The organism is Paenibacillus cellulositrophicus (genome assembly GCF_009363095.1).
Classification (GTDB): Bacteria; Bacillota; Bacilli; order Paenibacillales; family Paenibacillaceae; genus Paenibacillus_AQ; species Paenibacillus_AQ favisporus.
In genome coordinates this window covers 5,776,510-5,802,234 of the sequence record NZ_CP045295.1, presented here as the reverse complement: position 1 = coordinate 5,802,234, position 25,725 = coordinate 5,776,510, and the positions used below count along the sequence as shown (strand labels likewise).

General features: G+C 50.0%; 18 protein-coding genes and 1 pseudogene. 10 read left to right on the top strand and 9 right to left on the bottom strand.

Features of this window, described 5'->3' with window-relative positions:
• Positions 1–125: 125 nt before the first annotated feature.
• The gene (locus GCU45_RS26465) at positions 126–1,250 is read right to left on the bottom strand and encodes a GntR family transcriptional regulator (protein WP_152401742.1); all 1,125 of its coding nucleotides are present in this window, start codon (positions 1,248–1,250) and stop codon (positions 126–128) included.
• 355 nt (positions 1,251–1,605) lie between these two features.
• Here GCU45_RS26465 and GCU45_RS26460 point away from each other — a divergent pair, with 355 nt between their 5' ends.
• Together GCU45_RS26460 and GCU45_RS26455 are read left to right on the top strand one after the other, a co-directional pair.
• Positions 1,606–2,421 carry a helix-turn-helix transcriptional regulator gene (locus GCU45_RS26460; RefSeq protein WP_167527230.1) on the top strand — a complete coding sequence of 272 codons (816 nt, stop codon included), beginning with the start codon at positions 1,606–1,608 and terminating at the stop codon, positions 2,419–2,421.
• Between the two features lie 87 nt (positions 2,422–2,508).
• The gene (locus GCU45_RS26455; protein ID WP_152401738.1) at positions 2,509–2,886 is read left to right on the top strand and encodes a VOC family protein; all 378 of its coding nucleotides are present in this window, start codon (positions 2,509–2,511) and stop codon (positions 2,884–2,886) included.
• 134 nt (positions 2,887–3,020) lie between these two features.
• On the opposite strand, the gene GCU45_RS26450 is transcribed toward GCU45_RS26455, so the two are convergent.
• The 5 genes from GCU45_RS26450 to GCU45_RS26430 all read right to left on the bottom strand — a co-directional run bounded on the left by GCU45_RS26450 (position 3,021) and on the right by GCU45_RS26430 (position 12,738).
• A complete protein-coding gene (locus GCU45_RS26450; RefSeq protein ID WP_152401736.1) occupies positions 3,021–5,420 on the bottom strand; it encodes an alpha-L-rhamnosidase-related protein in 2,400 nt (799 codons plus the stop codon).
• 56 nt (positions 5,421–5,476) lie between these two features.
• Positions 5,477–6,136: a hypothetical protein gene (locus GCU45_RS26445; protein ID WP_152401734.1), complete on the bottom strand. Its 660-nt coding sequence runs from the start codon at positions 6,134–6,136 to the stop codon at positions 5,477–5,479.
• Entirely contained in the window at positions 6,120–7,184 is a 1,065-nt protein-coding gene (locus tag GCU45_RS26440; RefSeq protein ID WP_152401732.1) for a hypothetical protein, read from the bottom strand. The genes GCU45_RS26445 and GCU45_RS26440 overlap by 17 nt, the downstream gene beginning before the upstream one ends.
• 398 nt (positions 7,185–7,582) lie before the next feature.
• Positions 7,583–11,047, bottom strand: coding sequence for a DUF5722 domain-containing protein (locus tag GCU45_RS26435; protein ID WP_152401729.1), 3,465 nt, complete (start codon positions 11,045–11,047; stop codon positions 7,583–7,585).
• A 320-nt stretch (positions 11,048–11,367) separates the two neighbouring features.
• Positions 11,368–12,738 carry an aminotransferase-like domain-containing protein gene (locus tag GCU45_RS26430; protein WP_152401727.1) on the bottom strand — a complete coding sequence of 457 codons (1,371 nt, stop codon included), beginning with the start codon at positions 12,736–12,738 and terminating at the stop codon, positions 11,368–11,370.
• Between the two features lie 139 nt (positions 12,739–12,877).
• Between GCU45_RS26430 and blaOXA the strand changes: the two genes are divergently transcribed.
• Positions 12,878–13,678, top strand: coding sequence for a class D beta-lactamase (blaOXA, locus tag GCU45_RS26425; RefSeq protein WP_152401725.1), 801 nt, complete (start codon positions 12,878–12,880; stop codon positions 13,676–13,678).
• Between the two features lie 438 nt (positions 13,679–14,116).
• On the opposite strand, the gene GCU45_RS26420 is transcribed toward blaOXA, so the two are convergent.
• Together GCU45_RS26420 and GCU45_RS26415 are read right to left on the bottom strand one after the other, a co-directional pair.
• Positions 14,117–15,184 carry a glycoside hydrolase family 88/105 protein gene (locus GCU45_RS26420; RefSeq protein WP_152401724.1) on the bottom strand — a complete coding sequence of 356 codons (1,068 nt, stop codon included), beginning with the start codon at positions 15,182–15,184 and terminating at the stop codon, positions 14,117–14,119.
• Positions 15,185–15,339: 155 nt separating this feature from the next.
• Positions 15,340–15,483, bottom strand: a pseudogene (locus tag GCU45_RS26415) (beta-galactosidase); the annotation flags it as partial.
• Positions 15,484–15,605: 122 nt separating this feature from the next.
• Between GCU45_RS26415 and GCU45_RS26410 the strand changes: the two are divergent.
• Positions 15,606–16,460 carry an AraC family transcriptional regulator gene (locus tag GCU45_RS26410; RefSeq protein WP_089546283.1) on the top strand — a complete coding sequence of 285 codons (855 nt, stop codon included), beginning with the start codon at positions 15,606–15,608 and terminating at the stop codon, positions 16,458–16,460.
• A gap of 81 nt (positions 16,461–16,541) precedes the next feature.
• Here the strand turns inward: GCU45_RS26410 and GCU45_RS26405 are convergent, their stop codons facing one another.
• Positions 16,542–18,008 (bottom strand): glycoside hydrolase family 31 protein, encoded by a 1,467-nt coding sequence (locus GCU45_RS26405; RefSeq protein ID WP_244364278.1) that lies wholly within the window; start codon positions 18,006–18,008, stop codon positions 16,542–16,544.
• A 208-nt stretch (positions 18,009–18,216) separates the two neighbouring features.
• On the opposite strand from GCU45_RS26405, the gene GCU45_RS26400 reads away from it, so the two are divergent.
• The 6 genes from GCU45_RS26400 to GCU45_RS26375 all read left to right on the top strand — a co-directional run bounded on the left by GCU45_RS26400 (position 18,217) and on the right by GCU45_RS26375 (position 25,717).
• Positions 18,217–19,089, top strand: a complete 873-nt coding sequence (locus tag GCU45_RS26400; protein ID WP_152401720.1) for an AraC family transcriptional regulator — start codon at positions 18,217–18,219, stop codon at positions 19,087–19,089.
• A 244-nt stretch (positions 19,090–19,333) separates the two neighbouring features.
• The gene (locus GCU45_RS26395; RefSeq protein ID WP_152401718.1) at positions 19,334–19,684 is read left to right on the top strand and encodes an ArsR/SmtB family transcription factor; all 351 of its coding nucleotides are present in this window, start codon (positions 19,334–19,336) and stop codon (positions 19,682–19,684) included.
• A gap of 28 nt (positions 19,685–19,712) precedes the next feature.
• A complete protein-coding gene (locus GCU45_RS26390) occupies positions 19,713–20,228 on the top strand; it encodes an SRPBCC domain-containing protein (protein WP_152401716.1) in 516 nt (171 codons plus the stop codon).
• A gap of 311 nt (positions 20,229–20,539) precedes the next feature.
• Positions 20,540–21,637: an AI-2E family transporter gene (locus tag GCU45_RS26385; protein ID WP_152401714.1), complete on the top strand. Its 1,098-nt coding sequence runs from the start codon at positions 20,540–20,542 to the stop codon at positions 21,635–21,637.
• A 182-nt stretch (positions 21,638–21,819) separates the two neighbouring features.
• Entirely contained in the window at positions 21,820–24,066 is a 2,247-nt protein-coding gene (locus GCU45_RS26380) for an EAL domain-containing protein (protein ID WP_152401712.1), read from the top strand.
• A 4-nt stretch (positions 24,067–24,070) separates the two neighbouring features.
• Complete coding sequence (locus GCU45_RS26375; protein WP_152401710.1) at positions 24,071–25,717, top strand: thiamine pyrophosphate-binding protein; 1,647 nt, start codon at positions 24,071–24,073, stop codon at positions 25,715–25,717.
• The last annotated feature ends 8 nt before the right edge of the window (positions 25,718–25,725 follow it).

Below are 25,725 nucleotides of genomic sequence, written 5' to 3'. Positions count from 1 at the left end.
CTGCGACAGGCTGCTTGTGGCTAACCTGTCACAGCGCTCTAACCCTAGGCAGTTAACCTGAATCATCCCTTCGATGGAAGAGGCAAGCATACTTGCCGGGTTAGATTAATTCGGCACCCTGCAAATTAGCTATGCCTGATGTGCTGCTTCGTCGATAAGGGAGCGGTGCTGTCGCGCAAGATCAGCGTCGGAACGATCTCGTCTTTCACCAGGGAGGAATGATCCTCCTCCAGTTCAAACAGCAAAATCTCCGCAGCCCTCTGTCCCATCTTGCGCGTATTCTGATTCACCGTGGTGAGCCTCGGATAGGAATACTCGCCGAGTTTCACATCATCGTAACCGATAATGCTTATATCTTCGGGGATGTTCATCCCGGATTCTCTCGCCGCGTTCATCGCACCGAAAGCCTTATAGTCGCTTGTGGCGAATATCGCCGTTGGCGGCTCCGGCAGCTTCATCAGCCTTTTGAACCCTTCCTCCCCCATCTCCGCCCGTTCGTCTTCTCCGTCGACGACAGTGATCAGATCCGGATGGAAAGGAATATTATGCTGGGTAAGCGCCAGCTTGTATCCCTGGAGGCGAAGTGAGAAATCCTGGTTTAATTCCAAGAGCGAACTGCCTGTCAGTATGACCCCTATTCGCTGATGCCCCTGAGAAATCAGATGCTGGGTGGCCAGATATCCTCCTGTCAGATTATCCGCGATAACATAGGGAATGCCCAAATGCGGATAATAGAAATGCACCGTAACAATGCGCCGATTCTCTTCCTGCCAAGCCGTTAAACGCGAAAAGTCAAAATGCCCTTTTACCGTCAGGAGGATGATCCCGGCGCCAGGATCATCGGGCAGCTCATAGTTTTCCCCAATATCCCAAATGTGGAACGCGACGCCGTTTTCATCACATACCTCTTTAATGCCTTCAAACATATCCGTAAAAAACGGGTGGTTTAGGATGCTCACTTCATGATTCTGATGGGCAAAATACAGGGTGCGCACCCCTTTAGAATCGGCTTGAGCCGGATTCTCATGGACGAAGCTCCCCTTCCCCCGGATCCTGTACACGAATCCTTCCTGAACCAGATCCGACAGTGCCCGCCTGGACGTAATTTCACTGGTGTTATACTCTTTCGCCAGCTCAATCTGCGTGGGGAGCGGATCATGCGGCTTGAGTTCTCCGGAGGCAATCTTTCGTTTAATATCGTTCATTATATATTGATACATCGGAGTCTTGTCCGACTTTTCCATATCCATGAAGCCATCACTCCTTACCAAATTGAGTTAAGTATACTTTAAACACGGTCACTCCTGCAAGCAAAAGGGCAGCCTCTGATCCTGGCGGAAAGAGAGACTGCCTGTAGGCGGCAGAACAGTAATATCATTTAGGGAGCGTCCGGAGACCGGATTCCTCCCGGCAACCCATGTTCCAGATCCGGCCATCCAAACCCCCTAAGTTTTTTTATAGGCTATACCGGCAGTATAATAGAATGAGCAGGTAGCTTTGCACACTTTCTAGCAGATTACGCACACTTCCTAATGATATATGTTACTTGATCGTCTGACACGACGATTCACGACAATAACAGAAGTGTAGCAAGGAGAGATGAAGATGACACATCCTTATCACCCCGTTCATTCACCTAATTTACAGCCTGAGTTACATCGCCCATGGTACAGTTGTCAGGAATATTCTCCGAGCAGGCACCTGGAATCTCATGTCGCTTCTTATTGGACAATGCATTTTCAACCCGTCCCCGATAAGCAAATCCACTGGATCATACCGGACGGCTGCATAGATATCGTCATTAATCTTTATTCCTCGTCCAGCCGGAAGGCCGCCCATGTTACTGGGTTGACAACTCGTTCAGAAGTGCTGCACTTTTCGGAAGCTCGTTCGTTATTCGGTATTAGGATCTATTCGGAAGCGGCCCGGGCCATTTTAAAGTTCCCCCTTTCGATGCTTCAGGGACAACGTGTTTTTCTGGAAGATGTTTGGGGTTTTGAAGGGTTGTATTGGGTCGAACAAATCCTCACTGCGGAGACAACCCCGGACATCCTTGCGATTGCCGATCGTCAATTAAGCAAAGTGTTAGCAGAGAGTAATGCGGTTACTCTCCCTTTGGTGTCTCAAAGTATGCAGATTATTTATCATAATAAAGGAAATCTATCCGTTACGGATTTAGCTGAGCAGGCCCACTTCAGTGAACGGCATCTCAGAAGGGCTTTCAAACAAGAATTGGGTTTAAGCCCTAAGGAGATGCTGGGAATCATCCGATTTCAAAGCACACTAAAAGAGTTCTATAAGAAAAACTACTCTAACTTGACGGATCTTGCGCTTCATTATGGCTATTACGACCAATCCCATTTTACGAATTCCTTTCCGCGCTATTTCGGATTGCCTGTTAGACACTTAACAAGATCGTGAAAGAAGTCCGTTTTTTCCTATTTGACGGCCGATCGTACGGATACAATGATGACGTAACATGAATTCATACGATGGGAGCTGGAAAGCATGGCAATTAAGCTGAAGAGAATTGGAATTTTCGTGGAAGAGATGAAACGGGCTTTGGATTTCTATCGGCTCTTGGGATTTGAAATACCGGCGAGTGCGAACGACGAACAGCATGTTGAGGTAGAATGCAACGGATTGATCTTGGCTTTCGATACGAGGGAAACGGTGCAGACGATTCTGGGCAGCGTAGATGAGCCGATTGGTAATCGAATGGAGATTGCTTTCCATTTAGACAGCCGTGAAACGCTGGATGAATCGTATCGCCGATTGACAGCGCAAGGATATATTCGGCAGCTTGAGCCGACCGATACGCCTTGGGGCGAGCTCTATGCTATTATAAAGGATCCTGACGGCAACTTGGTTAGTCTCGTCGCTTGATTCCTGATGGAGTGGAAAGGACTGGCCGAATAGTACTTATTTGAGCTTGACGGAATTAAGTAAAGGGCTGAAATTTTTCAGCCCTTTTCATCATGCTGCAGCTGCGCAGCTTATTAAATTGAATGTGCTTGTCGTTATCCGCTGCAATCGACCAATGGTGTTCGCTTTGGTGCTGCCTCAGTAACCGGAACCGTTCCTCGAACGTGGACATGATCCCGATCCATAGACACGGATATGTCGCCCAACCTTGGCGCCTCCCATGCCATTGGCGCGGGTATGCGAGCCTCAAAGCGGCAAATGCCGTCCTCATCCCTTTTCCACTGCGCACTGATTTTCCCGTAACGGGTGACCACCGACCCTTCTACCCACTCGACTTCCGTCACTACGTTGGGATTGAGCGTAACCTGATCATCTCCGGCCTTTGAAATATCAATCCCAAGCAGCTCCCTGTTCAATAAATACGTCGGTGATGCTCCCCAGCCATGGCATAGACTTACCGGAACAGCGTCCTCCAAATAGGTTGGCGTATGCCCAAGGTAGGGGCTTGGCGTAGTCGAAAAGGGGAGCGTCGGATCAAAGGTTTCCCACCAGGTTGTCGCACCCCGATCCAGCATATCGCCCCAATAATTTCGGATGATGCGTACGGCATCCGCAGCATAACCATAACGGAAAAGAGTCTCAAGCACGATATGATAAAAGAACGCTCCACGAATTTGCGGAAGCCGTCCTTTCAAGTAATACTCCTGCAAGAACACGGATATTTCCTCCTCATCCATGATTCCCGACCAGGCTGCCGCAAAATTGGTCTGTGCCGTGATACTGGAGGAAAGACCATCTCCATTCAAACAGTCTGCATAAATCGCCGTATTCGGTATCCGGAGCAGGTTCCGGACGGACTTGCGAAGCTCCGCCGCTTGATGCGTATAGGAATTCCCGCGCTCCTCATCCCCCAGCTCAAACGCCAGCGCGGCGGCCGAATGCAAAAATTTATAATAAAAGCAAGAGACGGCGGTTACGCGATCCTCCCGGTGGATTTCGTCCGACCAGTCAATAAAGCACCACATGCCGTCCCGATCTGCGTTGGCAAACAATCCGGCGTCATCTTCCTGCTCCGTAAACCACGCGGCAAGCTTCACGATATGCGGCCATAATTCCTCTAAAAAAGTCTGATCCTTCGTATAATCGTAATATTCGGCTGCACCAAACAGCCAATGCGCGCAAAAATCGGGCAGCAAATAGGCGTTCCGTTGCGGTCCGGTACCGGGTATGGAACCGTCGTCGTTTTGTATTTTCGCCGCCTGAAGCAATGACTTCCGGACGAGCCGGGGATCGTTGAACGTTTGATAAACCACTTTGGCCATGACAACCGAGTCAGCCACCCATAACGCACCTTCACGATAAGGGCAATCCTCAAAATGGTTCTGGCTGTTGACCATGGTCGTATACCGGCCGACTTCCCAAATCCGGTTCAGCTTATCATCGCTGCTGCGGAAATGTCCCCCGTCCTTGTACGGATAATGAACAAAACGGACTCGAAGGTCACAAATACGCACGGGAATGGGCGTCGCCATGACACCCACCTTAAGATAACGAAATGCACGCCTTCCGAACGGAGTGATCTTGTTTACGCCTTTGCGGAGGAGGTACGTATCCCTCAAATCCAATTCCAGTGACTCCCCATAAAACAGCTGCAGAACCCCGCCTTCACCGGCGATAACTTCAAGCTCCGGATAGCCGACGATCTCAGCTCCGAAGTCATAGGTAATCTGGGGGAAAGAGCCGGGAATCGAAGCGTCCATGACCACCGGTCCCCTTCCTTCCGCCGTGTCAGCAGCTAATTGCGCTTCCGGGGTTTGGATGGATCCGAGTAACGATTCAGCCGATACCACCGATACCGGGGATACCAAGTTCTCCTGCAGGTAAGGAATATCGCGCGAGACCAAGCGGGGCCAGGGGGAATCCTCCTGCTCTGCTGCTGCGATCACTTCCGCGGGCGGCCAGGAGGAATCGTCATAATCTTCGCATTCCCAGCCGTCTTCCCGGGACACATCCATCAATTCACGGTATCCGCCCCACATGTGTAGGCGGCTTACTCCTGTTTTCCACCGGGGGGACCGCCTGCATTTCCATTCGGAGCTGCTGGCAACCGTCAGCAGGCTTGCCCCTTGGTCGTCAGCGCCGTAAACGTCGAGCTGGCATATCAATCCGCCGGGCCCCTGCCGCTGCTCGGTAACGATTTTGTCTTTACCAAAATTGTGTGCGGCCACCGCAATGCAGTTCCGGCCGTTCCGGAGCAGTGCGGCAACGTCGTGCGTATCGAAAGACATCCATAACAAATCGGATGGCGCGGGGCCTCTGCCCGCTTCGATGCCGTTAATGTACAGCTTGTAGGATTGGTTGGCGGAAATCCGTACGAGCGCTTTTGTAAAGGGTACCGTCAGTTCAAAGGATTGGCGCGCTTCCACATATACGTTATTCTCATTCCCCGTTCCCTCTGCCCAAATCCATTCCGCTTTCCAGCTATCTCTATTCATCGCTTTACCTCCAGCTTGTGCTGATCTCAAGTATCCAGAAAATGAGTGCTTATGAATTATGATTCGTCGACCGATTTGTACACAAAGTTCAATCGTCCTTCCGGCGCCGTGTCGCCGTGCAAATAAAAGTCTGCGATGTCCCCTTCGTTCTGCATATTGTCCACCCACTTGAACTCGATCCATATTCCTTTCGCCCGGTCCTTCGGAGCTTCATCGCCCCGAAGCTGTGCGAGCGGGATTTCAACATACATTTCATTCCCCGAAACGAAATAACGGATCTCTGCCGACGCTTTCCAATTCCAACCCCCAGTGCTGTGTTCCAACAGCGCCTTGGAACGGTCTATGACTGTCCTGTTCACAATGTAATGGTACCCCTCCCATCCCGGGCTATGTTGTCTCCGGTTACGGATGAGCAGCATCATCCAGTGACGGTCCGTATAATGGGTGATGGGATCTTTCGTTTTTGCGTAAAAATAAAGACAGTGATCCGTATGTGCGGCTTTCAGGGTAACCAAATCATTTCTGCCCGTGTCTTGAAAATAATGATAACTCCCATATCCGGCATGATCCCGGCGCATCGTATCCCCTTCAAAGTCCCTGTACAGCTCCGGTACAGACGGCCATGCCGTAAAGTCCGGCTCTGCAGCCAGGAAGGTTCCGCTGTCCACCGGTTCGGACATGCCCTTGTAGCGGCGGATATCACCGATCAACTGCATATAATAATGGTCTTGATACCCGCCCCTTCATCGGCTCGATATCCCGGCTGAATGCAAGCGTAGCTTGATCAACGAACAAAACCGGCCGATCCGTTGTTCCCTGCAGGCGCATGGCGATCCACTCGTTCCAGCCGGTAACGAAAATGATCTGCGGGTCCTCGTCAATAGCAAACTCCCATTGTTCGGCGATATTCATGCCCCGATGAATGGATTCGTACAGATCAGCCTCCGGTTCCTCCATCCCTTCGTGATAACCTCTCCCCCAATTGTCCCCGTACCCGTAAAAGGGCGTATCGCTCATGGCTACACTGGGATGCTGCGCGACGGAAACGTTGATCACTTCCTTCTCCCCTTCATCATTAAAAAACACCCGCTGCGGCCGCTGAAATTCGATCCATGGAAAACCGTTTACCTTCGCTTCTTCATTCGGCCATTGATTTAGGCGAAAGGTGAAAAACGCCTGCTGTTCCTCCGTGCATTCCGCCGGATCACCAATGATCAAAGGGTTGCCTTTCCAGTGAAACCATAGATGCTTATAGCGCCCCGGTTTGTATATATCTTCGTACAATTCCGCAATCGTTGTTCCTGAATCCGTGTTCGTGTAAAAGGCAAACTGCGGTACGGTAAAGCCTTGTCCCCATACCTCGTCCAGCACGCGAAACAATACGTCGTATACCTTCTTGTACGTAACGGCATTAGTCGTGTCAAACACGATAAAATCCACGCCCGCACTCGTCAGAAGCTGCACGTGTCTGCGAAGCACCCAGGCATCGTCATTCAGATAATAGCCATACAAAGGCTCGCCCCAGAAGTGAAATGCATTTTCCGGCCCCCAGGCGGGGTGGGCTGGATCCCATACCGCTTCAGGATATTTAGCGAGAATTTCGCTGTTATCAAAAGGGCCTGACGTTCCGTGCTGCCCCAGCCACAGAAAGTAAAATAAACCTACGTATCTGCCTTCGCGCCTCGGCCCCGTTTCTGCCCGCGTTGGAAGCTCCCTTCCCAACCCGTCAATGCCTCCCCATTGATCGGCGTGCGTTCGACTCACATGATTCCGCATCCTTTCTGCTCTTCCCAACGGATCCGTGTCACACATAGGCGGCTCGACCTCCATTAACGAATATCGTAAGCAATTATTTCTAAAATTAAGTATTCTTATTAATTATATAATATACTTTATACGAGTCGTTTACAACTAAATATACATTAGACGAAGCGATACTAAAACTTAATACTGTTCTTTTTGATGTAGCTGGTTCAGATGAAGGATAACTGCTCGATATCAAAAAAAGACTGCGGCACTCTACCGAGCACCACAGTCATTTCTATATAAGTTGAGAACTTTGAAATGGATGATGGGAGCAAGTACGTAATATGTTCCTATAATCGCTCTTGTGTCGGATTTCTTGATTTTATTGAAGGAATCACGCTACTCCCTTGCTTATATCACTCCAAAGGAAAAGTGAATTCACGGGAATCATAGTCCAACGACAATGTCAGATCTTTTTCATTTATTGGAGCATATCGGGTGATCTCCAAGGTGATGTTCTTACTCATCGCTGTTCCAACGTCGCCAAGATCAATACTTCCCGGGGATGCCTGAATTCCTTGGGGGAACTCCACCCTCAGCTTCTTGTTCAGCTTTTGGGATCCGAGGTTGGTGACCGTGACGGTAAGCTTCGCCCCAACCTCAAGCTTGGGCGACAGCTGTTGTACCGAGATTGCCAAGTTAGGTGAATGAGGATCATATTTCACTTTTTCGGCAAAACGGGCTTCATCCACTCGGAGCTCTCCCGTCAACGGGGCTCCTCCCTCGGAGCGCACCCAGATCTTCACCCGGTCAACGGACTGCGCTCCCTTCCAATCCCCAATCGGAAGAGAAACCAGCTGCCATCCCTGGGACAGATCCAGCTTAGCAGTTCCTTCGATCCGGTCGAATCCGCTGTACACAATAATCTTCGCCTCATATGCCTTTTCCGGATTCACATCGGCCAGCCGAAGCGCGGCTGTGAAATATGGTGTTTTTCTGGCATCGACCGGCTCCGTGAACTGTTTCTGCACGCCGGCCCAATTTTTCGCGTACGGGCTGTTGAATCTGGCTGCCAGGTAGCCCGTTCCGTTGAAGGCATCGCCGGAAGCTTTGCTCACTTCCTGCACCTCATCCGATGCGGCATAGCCGTCGGTGCCGGATTCAAACCCGCTTCCTTCCCTTGGCTTCTGCACGTCACGAATATAATCGAGGCCACCGATCGAGGGAATCGTCCGGTCCTGAAGCTGGCCGGGATCAAAATTCGGAATCGCTTCCCGCCAATCCGAAATCCCGATGATCGGCTTGGCAAACTCGGTTACTTCCAGCGAGCGGGACGTATCGATATATTTAAAGACATCATAAATATATTTCGGTTGATCCGGCGTCACGACGCTGTCTGGGGTATGGGTCCACAAGCCGAGATTAAGCCCGCCCTCCTGTCCATGGTCAACATGCCGGTGAAGGATGAAAGCGTCAATGCCATCCAAAAACTTCACTTTATAATAAGCATAGGCATAAGCGGCGGCCTGAAGCTTCTGATGTTCTTCCGAATTGGTCAAGCTGTGGAAGCCTTGCTCCGACAGGATGATTCGCCGCATCTGCCCGTTACGGAGAAGCTCCGGCTGCTTCATATAATCCACAAGAACGCCCAGGTTTTTAAACGTAATGCGCTGGGTGTCAAACGAATCCGTTGCCGTGGCATCATTCCAGAAGCGCGGGTTGAACAAATCTTCCGGGTAAGGATGCGCGGCAATGTTCCAGGCGAAATCGCCTTCTTTACGCGACAATTCCGCCATTTTATCGACAATGACCTTGTTATCGTATTTCCAAAGAGAAGCATCGTCCAGCTTTTCATTCCAGAAATGATCCAAAGATACATACGTTCTGGCGTTGGCGTACTCGCTTTTGACGATGGTGTCGATCAGCCGGAAGGTCTGGACATACTCCCGGACGTAGGCATCCACCTTTTTAGGCCCCATATTGTTCCAAACTTTATTCTGGCCGACTTCATTGCCGACGATATAATTGACGGCTCTCCCGTATTGTTCGCTTGGCATCGAATAACGCTGCGCCATGAACTTGGTAGCCGCCTTCACGTATTTTACGCCCATGTCATTACTCGTATTGAGCGCATATACGGTCCCTCCAGGCTCGGAGTCCGGATGGATCAGGAACTCATTGGGTGAATCGGGATCCTTGATATCATACATAATTAAGATCAGGGAGACGATAATGCCGTTGTCGGACAAGCTTTTGATGGCGTTATCCATGCGTTCGATCCGGTCTTTGCGGAAATAGAAGGTTTCCCCTTCAAGGTCGTAAGATATCGTATTATCCGGATGGTTATTAGATTTGTACATCAGTTCGTTGTAGCTTACATTCAGAGCGGCATGGCTGATCCCAAGCTCCTGGGCGTCACCCGTCATTTGTACCTGAAGCCCCTTGATGCTTTGCGCCTCCGGATAGGGCTCGGTGTTGCGAGCGGTGGCTTCCGGATTGGTGATATACTGCGGAGCGTCCATTGGGGTGTATGTGCCGTCTTCCGCACGGAACGCAACGGCGAATTTGGAGTAGAGACGGCTCCGCTGCCCGTCGTTCGCAGCCGTCTCGAACCGGAACGACTCGCTCAGAGCCGTCTGTGCAAGAGGCGTCTTGGCTGAATGCACATCCTTCGCATCCTCGTAGGTCGCCAATTCAAACAGCTCCAGCTGCCCTTCGGGATGAGCAGTCACAAAATCTGGGTTAACCGTTCCTTCCACGATGATCCTGCCGTCCTGATCTATTCTGGCTTCCGCTTTCCCTGCATACGGCTGCTCCATTTCCGGCAGCTGCCTGAAGCGAATCTGGTCCAGCTTGATCGTGCCGGCTGCTGCTTCCGGAATGATGCGGAATGCGGTGACGATGCCCTGCCACCCGGGATGATCCGAGAAGTTAAAATCTTGCGAGAAGGTGCCGCTGGCCGGAACGGTGAACGATTTCACCTGATCGTCAGACCACGCTCCCCCTTCGGTCCGCCACTGGATTTTCAATTCCTGAGCGCCCGTCTCGTTCGTCATGTCGATCGTCATGCCGTTCCTCTGCGTAGTATCGATCTTGATTTCCGGTGATTCGATGTATCCGCCTTCAGCCTCCATGCGGTATGCCAATGCCCCGTCCTGTGCCTGAACCGAGCCGTTCAGGGCGGTGAAGCCTTCAGTTTCCCCTTCCTGATTAAACCCAAGATCAATCACGTTCGTCGCACAGATGTAATCGATCTGAAAGCGCCCATCCCAGGAGTCATATCCCGGCTGCCCCGGCTGCACATTTTCCAAATCGAAATTTTGCATAAAGGATATTTCCATCTTGGTGACGGCATGTTTGCCTCCCCAATCCCCCAGACGGATAAAGACCCGTTTCCATTGGTCCGGGCGGATATGGGCGATGCTCTCAAATTCGTCATCTCCACTGAACAATTTCACCTTCAACACATAGTCTGCAGAGGCCTGCCAACCCCAGCTATCTGCCGCAAAAGCCAGGAAACGGTAGGCGGACAGGTCCTTCGGCTGCTCGTATTCCGTATAGATCGTGCGCCATTCATACACTTTGACCGGGTCCGGGATCTGTTCCAGAGCACCGGTTCCCTCATAAGGCGAGTTCGGGCCGTTAAGTATACTTGTCACATACTTGACCTCTTTGGTGTTCGTACCCGCTTTCCATGACGCTACATCTTCGGGCGTGTTGAAATCGTGGAGGACGAGGGCTGGAATCAAATCCTGGCCTGTGAGGACATGATCGGACTGTGGAAGATCCGGTATATACGGACCTGCGAGCACCTTGAATACCGGAACAAGCTGAATGAGCATGACCACGGACAAAATACCTGATAACAGTCGCAGACGCACTTTGTGAACCTCCTTTATCATTTATATTCGGTATGTATTTTATATTTTAAGTATTCTTAATACAATCATTATTTTTCAATGTATACTTAAATAATTCTCCAGGCCTATTCGTTTCGATCCTTTTGACAGGATTCGCTTTATTCAAGCAATTCTCTGCGTTTTTTGCGAAAGTTTGTCTCATAAAAAAGGAGTGTATCCTAAAAGGTCCGAAGACCCCAGAATACACTCTCGTTACACGGGCAAAGCACAAGAACTTACCCCTGTAGATTAAAATTTCAGCGACAGTCGCGGATCTTATCAAGGGATGTTCAGAATGGCTCTTAGACAAACCTCACCTGATTCCGCATGCCCATCAGCTCCTCAGTCGCTTCGGCAATCATGCGCACCCCTTCATCAATCCATTCCTCTTTCACCTGGGACACGCTGATACGGATCACGTTGTTACTGGCCGCCTCCGCCATATACATGCGATCAGCAGGATCCACCAGTACATGCTTGTGCTTTAGATGCTCCGCAACCTGCACAGCCTTGAGTGGGGCAGGCAGCGTAATCGTAGAGTAGAAGCCAGACGCGGCTTGGGAGAAGCTAGCCAGCTCGGTCAGCCAGGTCCGGTACGCTTCCTGCAGAAGAGCTGCTTTTCGGCTGTACAGCTGCCTCATCCGTTCGATATGCATGTCAAACATCCCGCTTTGAAGATAGATCTCAAGCGCGCCCTGCATCAGCACGGGAGAGTGCACATCGGCCGCGGATTTGGCCCTCGTAAAAGACTCGTGCAGCTCATCCGGCAAAACCGCCAAGCCTAATCGCAATCCGGGCAGCATCACCTTCGAAAAACTCTTTACATAAATCACCCTGCCGGACGGGTCAAAAGCAAACATCGGATCGGATTTGGCGTCGGTATCCAGATCGCCCATATAATCGTCTTCGACGATATAGACGTCGTATCGCTGCGCCAGCTCGACGATCTTCCTCCGGGCAGCATTGGTATGACTGCAGCCTGTCGGATTATGAAACCGGGTGACCGTATAGAAAATCTTGATATCGTTATGCTTGAACAGTTCCTCTAAGCGCTTCAAATTGATGCCGCCTTCCCCGACCTCAATCCCCACCGCGGATATCCCAAGCTGACGGAGAGACTCCATCATGCCGGGATGTGTGGGTTGTTCCACACAGACACGATGTTTCGCATTGGGAAAAGGAAGGGCTAAGAGCAAGTGCAGCGCCTGTTGGGAACCAGTGACGACAAAAATCCGCTCAGGCACCGTGAATACCTGCAGCCCCTGCAAATGCCTGGCTAACTGAACCCGCAACGAGTACAACCCCTGAACGTCCGAATACGAAAACATCTCTTCCTTGTAACGCTCAACTGCCTGGTTGATGCAGTGCTGAAAATCTCTGTAGGGCATTGCATGCCGGTCGGGGCCTGCAGCTTGAAAGTCAATGATGCGGTGCGCATGCTCATCAACCGGTCTGCCTTGACTCTTTCCGCCTTCAACCACGTAATAACCGCTCTGGGGCACCGAATAAATCCAATGCTTTTTTTCAAGTTCTCCGTATGCCTTCAGGATGGTATTTTTGCTGCAGCCGAGGTCTTGAGACAAGGACCGGATCGATGGCAGCTTGCTCCCTGGGGGCTGCAGCCCCTTCTGAATCCGCTGGACAAATTGTTGGACAATTTCCTCGTATAGCACGTGATCACCCCCTCCTGCGCAACTGTACGGGTACAGTTAATGAAAAGCTATGTGCCTATCTATCCTCAATTCTCTTATACTCGACACAACACGACATAACCGTGTTGCCATTATGCTGAATCGAGAGGAGAAATGCAAGATGAAACGAATCCGATATACGGCTGCACTGCTCGTCATTCTTCTACTGACCGTCACTCTTCCACTCGGCGGTACCGTGAATGCACAAAAAGGGAAAGCAGTCATCAAGAAGTTTCAAGCCGAGCAGCAGTTCCACGGCGTTCCGGGCACCACCGTGATCAAGAACCTGAGGACAAATCAAGTACACATTTACAACATGGACCGGAGCCGGAAGCGATTCACGCCGGAATCGTCCTTCAAGGTGCCCAACGCGCTGATTGGTCTGGACGAACATGCTGTAGCCGATGAATACGAAGTCAAGCGATGGGATGGTGTGATCCGTTCGTTTGATGAGTGGAATCGTGACCATACCTTGGCTTCGGCGATGAGGCATTCCGCCATCTGGTACTATCAGGAGATGGCACGGGATATCGGCACAACAGCCATGCAGCAGAATTTGGACCGCATCCATTATGGGAATCAGGATATCAGCGGCGGAATCGACCAGTTCTGGCTGAACAGCAGCCTGAAAATATCCGCAAGGGAGCAGGCACAGTTTATAGAGGAACTTGTGGAGGAAACACTGCCCTTTCAGGAGCAGACTATGAAAACCGTCAAACGGATCATGATCGATAACGAACAGGACGCATACACCATCCATGGCAAAACGGGTTCGAGGTTATCCGATATGGGCCTCGGTTGGTATATCGGATATGTGGAAACCAGACAGGGTGATTGGGTGTTCGCAACCAATGTGGACAGCAGCGGGGCGACGGCCAAGTCCATCACGCTGGAGTGTCTGAAACGGCTCAAAGTGCTATGAGTTTCTTTTCTGTGATTTATGGGATACTGCTTCTGTTCTGGGCTTTGTTTGTCATCTGGGCTTACCGAACACAGCAGTCGCTTCGAATAAAGCTTGGTACCCCACTTTTGTTGTTCCTCATAAGCTTGAGCGCATTCCAGTTGTCTTTTGCTAGGATACCGGTGTTTCTGGTGCTGGTGCAGCTGCTTGAAACCTCACTCCGTACAGCGATACTGGTAGGGATGATCGAGGTTGGACGATCGGTTTTTCAAAGAAAGATTGACTTTCGGCTTCTCCTGCTCGGAGTAATGCTGGCTGGCTTGATTCTATTACATGTTTATTTGAGACGAGTGATGTAACTTCCATTATATTATTAACCTCTAGATTAACTTAAAAGTGACGCACTGTTCATAAAAAACCCTTCGTCCTTGATAGACGAAGGGTTTAGCTCGCATACCTTCACAAAGCATCCACCGACTTGTGATCCACTCTCGCTTCATTTTTCTTGAGCTCCTCAATCACCGATGTCAGAAACGCGAGCGCCAGTCCTTGCCCCCAGCCCTGGGCCCATTTCCTGTCGATGCCGAGGTATCCGGAGATGTCATTCATGACAGCGGTGCCGCCCGATACGTTCAGCACGCGGCCGTTGCCGGCAATGTTCGCCAGCAGGCCGTCAAGCGCCTTCTGCACATATTTTGCGTGCAAAGGATTGCCTTGGGTTACCATGGCCGCCCCGATGCCCGCCGTGGCCGATACCTCGCCGTAAGCTTCCGGATAATCCAGAACCGTTCCCCACAGGCCGTCTTCCTTCTGGAGCTTCTTAATCGCGGCTAGCTGATCGCGCAACGAGCTCCAAATATGCATCATTGGGGGATATAGGTACCCTTCCGGCAGAATACGTGCCGCGCGGGCCATCGTATAGGCAGCCCAAGCGTTCGCCCTCGCCCAGTAAATGCCTGACATGTGGTCCTGTTTAATATGGTTGTAGCCGTGATACCAAAGGGCGTCATTGTCGTCCTGCAAGTAGTTGATATGCCAGAAAAATTGATGCAGGGCGTCGTTAATGAGGTGTTTTTTATCAAACATTATACCTGCACGCAGCATGAAGTATGCCGCCATGAACAGCGTATCCGCCCAACACTGCTCCGGAAAATCGTTCCCCGACGATACCGTATGCTGCAGCACCCGATCGCCGAAACGCAGTGCATCATTCTCCAGGTAATCGAGTTTGCTGTGAATGATCTCCGCATACTTCTCATCTTTTGTCTGCTCGTATAGCGTGAGCAGCATGTGACCCATGGCGCAAGTATTCACCGTCCAGTCCGGGAGACCGGCTTCGATATATTCATCCACCCATCCCTTCATCCTTTCAAGGTAGGCCTGCTCGCCGGTTACTTCAAATGCTCTGCTGACGCCATAGTAAGCGACGCCTCCCGGCCAATCCCACGTCAGGTCCATGTCGAACGTGTACGATGCCACTCGTCCGACGAATTGCTCCAAATCGCTTAGGTTTGCGTTTATTTTCATCTCGGTTCATCCCCTATTCTCGTAATAGAGCCGTGCGGTAACCAGGAACCCTTAAGGTGTAACTCTGCCAAGCCTGAAAAGCTAGCTACCATGAGACGTTATGTTACCGATTGAGCGTGACAATCCATACATCATGTCCCATCAGTTCCGCTTTTCGCCCAGGCAATCACATTGAGCGTCACGACGTCTATACCAGCCAACTTGAACATACGTAAATCTTCGTCCCAGACCGGTTTCTCCCATTGATCCGGGTTGTAATCTCCGCCATACCAAATTTTCGCCTTTTTCGTATTGATCAACTTGTCACACCTCAATGTATATGATAAAACTGCAATGGATAACCCTATCTTAATGGCTTATGATATCTGTAAAAATATAAAATTCGGGATATTTTATATAAGAATATGGAGGTTTTTATAAGATGCGCCGAGTCGTTCCCGCCTTCCCATCGGAGCTGCTGCCCCTGCAGCTGGAGACGATTGGGATCAAACCCGACCAGGAGACCATAGCAAGACCCTCGGGCTATCCCTATTTCCATTGGCTTCAGACATTACATGGAGAGGGAGAACTATCGATTAACGGGTACACGTGGAAAATGACGGAACGATCGGGCGTTCTGCTCGCCCCGGGGACGCCTCATCGATATGAGCCCAAAGGCGGCGGCTGGCAGACCGGTTATATCACTTTTCATGGAAGTATCGCCGCCAGTTTCGTCCGTTCCCTCGGCTGGAGTGCCGCCGAGTGGTTTCAATGGGAGGCCGGCCATGATCCGATAACCGACCAGCTAAAAGGCATGCTGGCGTTCGCCGAATCAGGCGGCGATCCGTCGGGATGGCGGTATTCCGCGGATTTATACCGATTTCTTACGCTGCTTCGTACGGACGCCCGCACGGACAAGCGGCCGTCCATCTCGAAGCGGCTGGACCGGGTTCAAGGCCTGCTGAACTGGCTGGAACACGAATTCGCCAACCCGGAAATCGGCTTGGCGGAGATGGCTGCGCAGCTGGGCATCGGTGAACGGCAGCTGAATGAAAGATTTCGCGATCTGTTCGGGATGACGGCTTATGCCTATCTCATTCAGCTAAGGCTCCGCAAGGCGAAGGAATGGCTGCCTTACCGGCCCGATTGGACCGTGCGCCGCATCGGAGAAGCGGTGGGGTTCCGCGACGCGAGTCACTTCGTGGCTACGTTTCGGCAGAAGGAAGGCATGACGCCGGAGACCTACCGAAAGCTGTACGGCCCGGGGTCTGACCCGGAACGTCGACTGGACAACTAGCCGTAGGCGGATCAAAGGTAGATAATACCAAAAGAGCTCAGCTGAACGCTGAGCTCTTAGCCCTTCCCTCCACTGCAGATTCTAGTTGGAAGCCCCCTCCTCCCGGCGGTACCACGGAAGCCTGGACAGAGAAGCATCAACTTCTATTTCACACGGCCCAGTTACACGCGACCCGTCATCCCCATACCAAGTCCCTGAAGGGAATGCGATTGTCCTGATCGCCGCCCCTTTCTGGAGAACCGGGGCGACCAGAATATCATCACCAAGCATAAATTGATCGGTGATTTGCTCGAAGCCCCCTTCCGGGAAAACGTATGCCATATGACGCATGATCGGCTCACCCGTTTCGGCGGCATGACGGGCTAACGCAGCGATTTCGTCTCCCATCCGGAAGTGCAGCGTTGCAGCTTCGATACATAAGTTCAAATGCGCTTCATCCAGCACCCGCCATGGTGCTGTAGAAAATTGCATCATGGGAAACAAAGCGGAGCACTGCGCGTACCGGACAAAAAGCTCAGCATCCACCTTGAAATCCGGGCGAATTAAGTCCTCGTATTGGCCGCCCCCGACCATATCGGGGCAGTTGAAGGCATATCCGATCAGTCCTTGAGCAAGTCCATTCGGAATCAGACTGGCTAATCCGTCGTTGCCCCAGCTGTGGTTCTTATCGCTCAAGCGCTGAACAAGCGGCTGGCCGGCCAGCTTCCAGCATGCCCGGTATTCGTTAAAGGCATAGCGGAGTCCGAGACGCGCCCAAGCTTCTGTCTGCTCATTCGGCGTCACCCGCCGATAGCTGATGTCCTCCGGCTTGTAATACTGAGGATCTCCCGCGTCCAGCTTAAAGCCATCGATCCCGTACGTTTCAACCAACCGGTCCAGCTCACCCGCAAACCAGCTTACCGCCTCCGGATTTGAGCCGTCGAGAACGGCGCTGAACCCGTTCCACCATTCGCGAACAACCGGTCTCCCATCCGGATTTTTCAGCAAATATCCCCGCCTCTTCAAGTCGCGGTATACCTCGCCGTCCGGACTGAAGAACGGACATACCCACAGGAGCACGTGAAACCCAAGCTCATGAAGCCGGTTCACCATCCCCTGGGGATCGGGAAACCGTCCCGCATGAAACTTGAGCGTACCGTAGTCTTCATGCCAATTGTCGTCAATCATGAGGATGCCTGGCGGCAGCCCATGGGACAATATGTTTTCAGCGTAGGCGATCACCTTGTCCTGCGTTGGATGATAGCTCATCTCCATCCACGTATTGTATTGGGGCACGGTAAAAAACTGCAAATCCGGAGCACGGCCGGCAGGAGAAAAATACTTCTGTGAAGCAAGGCGGTACGCATCACGGAGGGTGCTACCCCCTTCCTCGACCTTTATGTTTTCTTCCTTTCCTTCAATAACAAGTACTCGGCCGTCAAAGGAAAACCGGTACGGTTCCTCCGACCAAACCAGTCTCCCCTTATTGGAGAGAAGCAGCGGCGCTGCTTGATTATAGGCTGCATCGCCATATAAATCGCGTGAATAGGGCTCGCTACCAAACGGCATGAAGGTTCCATCTTGGACAGCTCCACCCCACCAGTATTCATTTTCCCTTAGATCTATCCTCACCGTTGCTTTATACTTCTTGTCCTCCATAGGTTCACCCACTTTGTTCTTGATACCTCGATCTTATGCGTGATCAATGACAAAGACAATCTAAAAGTATTGCGCTATACTATAACAAAATTGACTTCATGATCGCGGAGGTCACGACATGGTATCCCCTTCATCCTATGCTTTTCGAAGCGACGATCATTCAATATTGACATTAGATTCGGTCGGTTGGCAGATCATCCAGAGCGCGGAGTACAGCTTTGCAGGCGAGGATCGTCCGGATTGCGGGCACGTCATTTTTCAATATACGCTTAACGGCCAAGGCATCCTGGATTATGAGCAGCAGCGCTTCACACTGCACCAGGGAACAGGATTTCTGGTCAAAGTTCCAAGCAGACACCGATACTATTATGCAGACAACGGAACGCCCTGGGAGATTCTATGGCTTAACTTGAGAGGGGAAGAAGCAAACCGGATTTGGGATCTTGTTATCGGGCAAGAAGGGCCCGTCATTCACAGAGATGCTGACTCTCCCTTAATTATAGGTCTGTGGAAGCTTCTAAGCATGATCGCTGAGGAGAACGTTATTGATAAATATCAACTGTCCAGTACTGTCTATGAGTGGATGCTTACTCTAGTCCAGACGAGCAGAGAAATAAACAAAGACATCAACGAGAACTCCATCTCCATCCTGCTGAAAGCCAAGCGTTTCATGAAGGAGCATTATGCTTCCCCAATAACGCTGGACATGCTCTCCGAACACTGCGGAGTGAACAAGCACTACTTATGCAGGCTGTTCCAGAAGTCGGAGCAGTCCTCCCCCCTTTCTTATTTGCGAGACCGGAGGGTTGAAGCCGCAGTCACCTTACTTCGGACCACAGATCTGCCGATCCAGGATGTTGGCAAACAATGCGGCTTTGAGAGCCCCAGCTACTTCGGCAAGGTGTTTCGTGAATATATGTCCATGACACCCAAAGAATATCGAATGAAGAAGTTCGAGTTTCCTTATGATGCAATCTATTACCATGAATAGCAAAAGGGAAGCACAAAGAATAACCAAACAAAAATCCCCGGAAATTTTATTTCCGGGGATTTTCTGTGCTCAAGCGTACAGTTCCCTTGACTCTTGTGATTTCGTCGTCCGGATTGATGAATAATATACAAATAATATTCCTTGACAAGAATATTCCCCATAAGGTATATTTAAAACAACAAAACGACATCATGATAAAGGAGATGAGATTGAACAAGAGCCATCCCATAACGAGGTGAAGCACATGCCAAGGCAGAATCCGGTAATGGATATGACAACGCTGAGCGCTTTGGCCGAACCGAATCGTATGAGAATCGTTGAACTTTTACGCGATGGTCCTCTGACCGTTGGTGAAATCGCCGACCGTTTGAGTCTTCGCCAGCCCCAAGCCTCGAAGCATTTAAAGATGCTTAGCGATAACGGGATTGTAGAAGTAAAGGCCGAAGCCAACCGCCGAATCTACAAACTGCGGCCCGAGCCCTTCCATGCACTGGAATCTTGGGTGGAATCCTTCCGGCATGTCATGGAAGACAGATTCGATAATCTGGATGAATACTTGCGTAAATTGCAAAACAAGGACAAATCAGAACTGTAAATTAAATCTGTTAAGGAGGAATTATAAAATGTCAAACCATGCTATTGTTTCGAAAGTAGAAAACGACCGGGTACTGGTGCTGGAACGTGTATTCGAGGCACCGCGCGATCTCGTGTTTCAAATGTTTAAAGAGGCTGAACACCTCAAGCATTGGTGGGGGCCCAAAGGATGGGAAATTCCTGTTTGCAACGTCGATTTTCGGCCGGGTGGCGTTTGGCACTACTGCATGAAGTGCGTCGACCGGAACCAAGGCGAATTTTACGGTATGGAATCTTGGGGCAAAGGCGTTTACAAGGAAATCGCCGAGCCGGAGAAAATTATCTACACCGATTACTTCTCAGATGCCGAAGGCAATGTAAATGATACACTGCCATCGACCGAAATCACGTTGGAATTCGTCGATTTAGGAGGCAAGACGAAGCTGATCAACCGTGCGGTGTATGCTTCCGCAGAGGCGCTCAAAACGGTTATGGACATGGGCATGCTGCAAGGCATCAGCGAAACTTGGGATCGCCTGGAAGCTCGTCTGATCGAGTTCAAGTAAAGAATTATGGGTACAGCCGCCTGGCTTTAGAGCCGGCGGCTGTTTTGCTTTCGCAGAATACACCAGCCAAATCCGCTGCATTTCAGGTGAAGGTTACTAGATTTTAGGGTTGGTCTCTCCGAGGAGTCCCGGAAGGTATAATCTTCCTTCACGATCGGGTGCAAATTTCTTGGCGCTTTTTAGACTTCAATCTGAAACGCCAATCCAAACAAGACGTAGAACCCAGAGTATGCATCTTTACAAATAGGTAGGAAACAGACCGAACGCGGATGCCCGATTAGAGCGCATCAAGCCGGGGAGTTTTATACAAAATGGAGGGGAATCATTTGTTCACCACAAACAAAGCATTGCGCTTTGGCATGCTTATCGTATTACTGTTTTTGATTATTTTCTTAGGTTCCAAAGTAAGTTTCGTATTTCGTCCGATCATTGCATTAATCGAGGTAGTCGCCATCCCGCTGCTTCTATCCGTATTTTTTTACTATTTGCTCAGGCCGCTGGTGAAGTTAATGGAAAAATATAAAGTTAACCGGACCTTGGCCATTTTGATTATTTACGTCATTTTCGCGCTTGCCATCGTCTGGTTCATTACTAGCAAATGGCCAGTGCTATACGGACAGTTCATAAGCTTTTTAGATAATGTCCCAAGTCTCTTGAGTTCCGTAGGGGAACAGATCAATGAGCTTGAGAAGAACGGATTCCTCGCTTCCTTATTTCCGGCCAATGAAAGCAATGGACTCTCATCCATCACCAATTACTTAAACAAAGGCTTTTCTTTCATGTCGAATTATTTAGGCGGTTTGTTTTCGTTTGTGTCTAATTTTACGATTATCCTGTTCACCTTCCCTATCCTCCTGTTTTTCATGCTAAAAGAAGGAGAGAAGTTCGGAAATTTACTTGTGCGCGCAACGCCAACCCGTTATCAAAACGATTCCCGTGAGATCGTCACAGGAATCGACCATATGTTAAGCGGATTTATCGTCGGAAGAGTGATCGTCAATCTTTCGTTGGGCGTCTTAATGTATATCGGCTTCCTGATTATTGGCTTACCCTATGCTTTCTTGCTTACGGTCATATCCGTCATTGCAAACTTTATTCCGTTTGTCGGTGCCATCCTGTCTGCGATTCCGATTGTCATCGTAGGGCTGACGCAATCGCCGGCGACGGCTATATGGTCGCTTGTCATCATACTGGTCGCTCAGCAAGTTCAAGATAACTTGATCGCTCCCTATGTATTCGGTAAAAAGCTGGATATTCACCCCCTTACAACCGTAATCCTTGTCCTTGCTGCCGGCAATATCGGGGGAATCATCGCGATGATTGTTATCATTCCTGTTTATATGATGCTGAAAATCATTGCGGTTCGCCTATTCTCTCTATTTTTCAAAGAGAAATGGATGAAACTGTAACATCAACCCAGTGATCTCAGTGGGGCTTCTTTTTTGTTTGCTTTAATCACCCAGAATCTAACAGAAAATAAATTGAAAAAAACTTTGAGCGCCGTCATAATGAAAAAAGAACCGGTAAATTTCAGCTATATATCATTCAAGTAAATTTATTGCATTTTTCTCGGTAAAGTAGGGGGATTGATTTGACGAAGTTATCCTTAATCTCGGAGTCTAAAAAGAGATGTGAAAAGCTAGGTATTGATCCACAGGGGATTCCCTCCTTTACTAACTTTTTATCAGAAAGCGATTTGAATCTAAAACGGGCAGAATACGAGGAAATACTGTCCGTCATTGATTTCTTTGTTCATAAGTTGTTGGAGCTCATGAAAGGGCTCCCGCTGCTCATCCTGATTACCGATGAGAACGGCTGCATACTGGAAATGGCCGGGGATGAAGCGATCAAGACTGTGATTCAGCAATCGGGCATTAAAGTTGGCCTCGTGTTCAATGAACACGAAGCGGGAACCAACAGCATTAATTTGGTTTTGGATCATCGTGAGCCCATTCAACTTGTCGGGGACGAGCATTATTATGAATTTTTATGGTCCTCGGCCTGTTATACCGTACCCTTTCAATATACAGATATCTCCAATTTGCTTGGAACCATTACGATCATGACGACGATCGACCAGCACAACCCCTTTTTACTGGCGATGCTATGCACGGTTGTCGATTCGATCGAAAGAGAACTGCTATTGAAGAAGCAAAACAGACGATTGCACATACTGAATCAGGTGGTCATCGAAACGACAAGAAACGGCATTATTATTACGGATCGGGATGGAAACATTACGGAGTTCAACAAGTTTGCTGAAATTTTAACCGGTGCCAAAAAGCAGGATGTCATCAATAAACCTATTCCGAATGCCAAAACAAACGACTTCATTAAAGAGGTCCTTCAAACGGGGAAAGAGTATGAAGATATGGAATTCATGCTGCGTCCTAAGATGGGACAAGACGAGCGGGTCTGCCTGTTTGACGCCTTCCCTATTCGTGATGAGAATATGCAGATCATGGGCGCATTCGCACAGTTTCGGGACATCACGGAGCGTTATCATACGCAAAAGCAAATCAATTATTTAGCTTACCATGACGATTTAACCGGTTTGCCTAATCGAAGATTTTTCACCGGGCATATTGGTGAATTGCTGAGACAAGGGGGGAAAGAAAACCGTATCTTTGCCGTCATGTTTCTCGATCTGGACAGTTTCAAGAAGATTAACGATACGCTGGGTCATAACAACGGCGACGTGCTGTTGCAGATGGTTGCCGAGCGTCTGAAAGCTTGCTGCCATGGTTCGGACCAACTGGTATCCAGAATGGGCGGGGATGAATTCACGATCCTCTTGGAAGAGATTACGGATCAGACGGAAGCCATTCAGGTTGCGGAAGAGATTATTAGAGCATTCGAGAAACCATTTGCAGTGGACGGCTATGAGTTATATATAACAGCCAGTATCGGTATTGCCTTCTATCCTCAAGATGGCAGGGATGTCGAGATGCTGATGAAGAACGCCGACATTGCCCTTTACCAGATGAAAGACGATGGGAAGAACAACTATAACATTTTCAAATCTATCCCGAGCGGCGGCGGTATTGAACGGCTTACGCTGGAGAATTCGATCCGTAAAGCGCTGCAGCTAGAGGAATTCGTGTTATATTACCAGCCCCAGATCGATTCAAAGACAGGGGAAATCATCGGTACCGAGGCGCTTGTTCGCTGGAATCACCCGACTCTTGGCTTGATCCCCCCGGCTAAGTTCATCCCGATCGCCGAAGAAACAGGACTCATTGTCCCCCTCGGAAAATGGGTGCTCAAAACCGCCTGCCTTCAGCATCAAAAGTGGAAGGAAAAAGGGTTTACCCCGATGCGTGTGTCGGTGAATCTCTCTTCTCGCCAATTTTCAAAGCATGATTTGGTAGAGACCATCAAAGAGATTTTACTCGAAACCCACATCGATCCCTCCTATCTGGAGCTCGAAATCACAGAGTCGATGACGATGAATGTTGAAGTTGCAATCGAGATACTCGGAAAGCTGAAGGAACTAGGTATACTGATCTGCATCGACGACTTTGGGACAGGTTACAGCAATCTCTCCTATCTGAAACAGTTTGCGATTGACCGGCTGAAGATTGATCAATCCTTTGTCAGGGATATCATGACGGATTCGAATGACGCGGATATTGTAGCTACGGTAATCGCGATGGCCCATAAGCTTGGAATCGATGTGATCGCAGAAGGTGTAGAAACGAAGGATCAGTTGAATTTCCTGCGCAGTCAGAACTGCCATGAAGTACAAGGTTTTTATTATTACCCACCTATACCAGCAGAACAAATCGAACAGTTGTTGATGCAAACGACGACCATAAAAACCAATTTGCAGGGGTGATAAGATGAAACAAAGAGTGTATACAATATTAGTCGAGCATTTTAAAAAATGGGGAATTACCCACGTGTTCGGCATTCCCGGAAAGTCCATCTCTCCGCTGATGCTGGAACTCGAAAACTATGATATTCAATATGTGCTGGGTCGTCACGAAGCTGGCTGTGGGTTTGAAGCGTCCGGTTATGCCCTGGCAGCAAAAACGATGGGGATCGCGATTGGTACTTCCGGGCCGGGAGGAACAAACCTGATTACAGCCGCAGCGCAGGCCAAAGAATTCCAGCTGCCTGTATTGTTCATTACCGGACAGCCTTCAATGCAAGAGACTGGGCGCGCTTTAAGCCAGGATTCAAGCCAGTTTGGGGCAGATTTGGTTAAAATGTTCGAACCTGTCACCTTGTTCAGTGCTCGCATCGAACGGGGGGACACTCTCTATCTCTTCCTTAAACATGCCTTGGAAAAAGCCTACACCGGTGAAAAGGGACCCGTTCATCTGTGCATCCCATTTGATGTGCTGATGGAGGAAGTGGAGACCTTCTACCTGCCATTGCCGGACCATATTTCACCCGTCGTATCTCCCGACATTGATAAGGCCATCTCGTTGCTAGATGAGGCCAAGAAACCTGTCCTCTTCGTTGGCAAAGGGGCCGTCATGTCGGATACCTATGACCAATTGCAGACGATTGCAGAACATTGGGGAATTCCTGTAATGACCACCCCTGGCGGGAAAGGGGCCTTTCCTACCAATCATCCTTTATACTTGGGCGGGTATGGCCTCGGCGGTTCCAAGTATGCAACCGATTATTTGAAATCCGGCGTTGACCTGATGATCGTCATCGGCAGCAAATTGTGCGACATGTCTTTGTCTGGATTTACGGCCGAGATGGAGCCGGACAAGGTCTTGCAATTTGAGTATGACCTTACGTTCGCTGGCAAAACTATTCAGGCGCCGACGCAATTGATCCTTGGCGATATCCACTCCAACTTGACTCAACTCATTTTGCGGAGCGGGGCAACGTCCAAAGAGCATGAGATGCTGACACCTCGGGCACAAGCGGCAGCTGCGTCCTCCCAGTTGGAATCCACCATGTTGTCAGCGGGAGCGGCGTTCAGGAGCTTGCGGGCCGTGCTTCCGGAAGAGGCGGTACTCTTCGGAGATGCAGGGAGTCACTCCTTTCATGCCGTACAGCATTTCGAAATCATCGAGCCCGGGACGTTCTTTTTCGATGAGGTGTTCATCGCGATGGGAGCGGCGATCGGCTATTCGATCGGAGCAAAAATAGCTATGCAAGATCGACCTGTCGTCTGTGTGACCGGCGACGGCTGCATCATGATGCACGGCACCGAGATATCAACAGCAGTGAACCACGGGATTCCGGTTATCTTCTTTGTGCTGAATAACGGTCGCTTAGATATGGTTGAAAAGGGAATGTCCTATAACACGGGACGCTCCGTCGGTGCTGTCTATGAGCGGCCGCTGGATATTAGCTTGTTTGCCCAATCCATGGGCGCAACGGCATTTCGCTGTGAGAATGAAACCGACATCAAGCAGGCGGTTCAGACAGCTTTGCAGTCGAATACGGCAACGGTCATCGAGGTCATGGTGGACCCGCAAGAAATCCCGCCGATCCTCACCAGACTGCTTAGCTTAGATTAAAACTTACG